Origin of the sequence: Phenylobacterium sp., from assembly GCF_036402295.1 — a bacterium.
In the GTDB taxonomy this organism is placed as follows: Bacteria; Pseudomonadota; Alphaproteobacteria; order Caulobacterales; family Caulobacteraceae; genus Phenylobacterium.
In genome coordinates this window covers 1-2,586 of sequence record NZ_DASWTE010000312.1, presented here as the reverse complement: position 1 = coordinate 2,586, position 2,586 = coordinate 1, and the positions used below count along the sequence as shown (strand labels likewise).

Below are 2,586 nucleotides of genomic sequence, written 5' to 3'. Positions count from 1 at the left end.
GGCGGCGGTGGCGGCGGTTCGGGCGGCTCTGGCGGTTCGGGTGGCTCCGGCGGCGGTGGCGGCGGCGGCGGCGGCGGCTCCGGCGGTTCCGGCGGTTCCGGCGGCGGCTCCGGCGGTTCGGGCGGCTCAGGCGGTTCGGGTGGCGCCGGCGGCTCTGGCGGTGGTTCCGGCGGTTCCGGCGGCGGCGGCGGAAAGAAGGGCTAGGCGCCAGGCTGGTCAGCCATGACGCCTCGCCCCGTGGGTGATGGTGCCGGCTGCAGTCAATCCTAGGCCTGCGCCAGGGCCCGCGATCGCCGCAGCGCCGCGCCGGCCAGGCCGAAGCCCAGGATGGCCAGCGCCCATGTGCCCGGCTCGGGAACGCCGCCCGCCCGCACGCTCACGCGGTCGCCGCTCGTGATGCCCTGCAGGGCCGGGATCTCGGCCGCACAGCCGACCCCCTCCCACCAGTTGCAGATGTGGAACGAGCCGTTGCCGCCGGTCCCGGTGGCCGCGAACGACGTCCCCAGGTCCTTAGGCGCGTCGAAGTAGAGCACGTCGGACATCCCGCTCCACACGCCGCCCACGATGTCGTCGATGACGCTGTGGCTGAACTGCCCGACCCAGTAGCCGTGCTGGCCGACGTAGCCGCCGGTGAACGACACCGAATTGCCGTTGATCGTCAGCTTCCCCGACACGCCCGGCGAGGTCAGCCCGAAGGCGCTGCCGCCGAACACGTAGTCGAAGACCGCCGAGGTGTTGTGGAAGCCCTCGCCGATGTCGAACACATACTCGCTGACGTACCGCGAGCGATAGGCTGAGCGTCCCCCACGGCTGATTGGGATAGCGTCGTTCCGCCAGCGGGTGTAGTCCGAGCAGGGTGTCATGTCGTTGATCTCTGGGGGAAATCCGATGAAGACCAAGCTTGCCGGCCTCATAGGCGTCCTGATGATCGCCACGCCGTCCGCCGGCGCGGCCGCCGACGCCCAGCTGATGGCGCCGATCAACCAGTTCATCGACAGCTTCAACAAGGGCGACGCCGCCGCCGCGGAGGCCGCCCACGCCAAGGACGGCGTCATGATCGTCGACGAGCCCGCGCCCCACCTCTGGCAGGGCGCCGGCGCCTTCAAGGCGTGGGCCGCCGATCTGGAAAAGGACGCCAAGGCAAAGGGCCAGACCGACCAGATGGTGAAGGTCTCGCCGGCCACGCGCGAGGAGGTCACGGGCGACCGCGCCTATGTGATCGTCCCCGCCGCCTACTCGTTCAAGGAGAAGGGTGTGGCCATGCGCGCGGAGGCGCAGATGACCTACGTCCTGCGCAAGGGCGCCGATGGCTGGAAGATCCAGTCCTGGACCTGGACCGGCCCGCGGGCGACCCCGGCCAAATAGGACACTAGTCGAAGATCGCCACGGCCCGGATCCAGCCCGCCGAGGCGCCGGCGATCTTCACCGGGAAGCAGGAGAGGGTGAAGCCGTCGGCCGGCAGGGCCTCGAGGTTGGTCAGCTTCTCGATCTGGTAGTACTCGCGGATGCGGCCCGCCTTGTGGCCTTCCCAGATGATCTTGGGGTCGTGGGTCTCGGCCCACTTGCGGGCGGTGTGCGAGAACGGCGCGTCCCACGACCAGGCGTCGGTGCCCACCACCTTCACACCGCGCTCGGTGAGGTAGAGGGTCGCTTCCTCGCCCATGCCGCAGCCCTTGTGGATGTAGTTGGGGTCGCCGTAGGCGGCGCCGGCGGCGGTGTTCACCAGCACGATGTCCAGCGGCCTCAGCTCATGGCCGATGCGGTCGAGTTCAGCCTCCACGTCGGCGGCGGTGGCGACATAGCCGTCCTCGAAGCGGCGGAAGTCGAGCTTCACCCCCGGCTGCAGGAAGTAGTCGAGAGGACCCTGGTCGATGGTCGGCGCCGGTCGCTGCCCGCAGGCCTGATCGGTGGTGGAGTGGAAGTGCCACGGCGCGTCCATGTGGGTGCCGTTGTGGGTGGACAGCCGCACCTGCTCGACCGCCCAGCCCTCGCCGTCGGGCAGATCCTCGGCCGTGAGCCCCGGAAAGAACGAGGCGATCTGGCCCACCGTCTCCTTATGTCGGGAATACGTCACTTGCGGCCGCATGACGTCCGGGTCCGACACGATGTCGTTGGTGATCGGGATTGAAAGATCCACCAGTCGCCGCGCCACAATGAACCTCCGCTCGTCTTGCCGCCGGCAGCTTAAACCTGGGTGTGCCCGAAGGAAGAGCCCCTGATTTCTCCCCTGACGGGGGAATCGGCGCGCCGGTCGCGCGCCAAGGTAGCGCCGGGCCACATTTTTTCCACATTCGCTAATGTGTGGCGGAACTACGCGGCGAAGCTGGGGTTCAGGATGTGGGGACATGTGGATCCACGCCGCGTACCGGCGAAACCAAGGGAGGCTACTCTTGAAGACACTATTGGGTGCTGCGGCCTTCGCCGTAACTCTGCTCGCCGGGGCCAGCGCGGCAAACGCGGCCACGACGTTCGATATCATCGACTCGACCCTTCTGAACCTGAACGGCACGGAAGGCTTCTCGGCCACGATCACCGACGACGTCGGCGGGTTCGTGCACACCTTCGAGTTCACGCTCGACGCGGCCA

General features: G+C 68.6%; 5 protein-coding genes. 3 read left to right on the top strand and 2 right to left on the bottom strand.

Translation table 11 applies throughout. From position 1 onward, the window contains the following. A partial coding sequence (locus tag VGD44_RS18805) for a hypothetical protein (protein WP_331089907.1) occupies positions 1–204 on the top strand: 204 nt, incomplete at its 5' end. 62 nt (positions 205–266) lie between these two features. Here VGD44_RS18805 and VGD44_RS18800 read toward each other — a convergent pair. Further along, positions 267–863, bottom strand: a complete 597-nt coding sequence (locus VGD44_RS18800; RefSeq protein ID WP_331089906.1) for a PEPxxWA-CTERM sorting domain-containing protein — start codon at positions 861–863, stop codon at positions 267–269. Between the two features lie 25 nt (positions 864–888). Between VGD44_RS18800 and VGD44_RS18795 the strand changes: the two genes are divergently transcribed. Then, positions 889–1,365: a nuclear transport factor 2 family protein gene (locus tag VGD44_RS18795; RefSeq protein ID WP_331089905.1), complete on the top strand. Its 477-nt coding sequence runs from the start codon at positions 889–891 to the stop codon at positions 1,363–1,365. Between the two features lie 4 nt (positions 1,366–1,369). On the opposite strand, the gene VGD44_RS18790 is transcribed toward VGD44_RS18795, so the two are convergent. Beyond that, positions 1,370–2,137, bottom strand: a complete 768-nt coding sequence (locus VGD44_RS18790) for a cyclase family protein (protein ID WP_331089904.1) — start codon at positions 2,135–2,137, stop codon at positions 1,370–1,372. 253 nt (positions 2,138–2,390) lie between these two features. Between VGD44_RS18790 and VGD44_RS18785 the strand changes: the two genes are divergently transcribed. Beyond that, the coding region (locus VGD44_RS18785; RefSeq protein WP_331089903.1) for a hypothetical protein at positions 2,391–2,586 on the top strand (196 nt) is incomplete at its 3' end.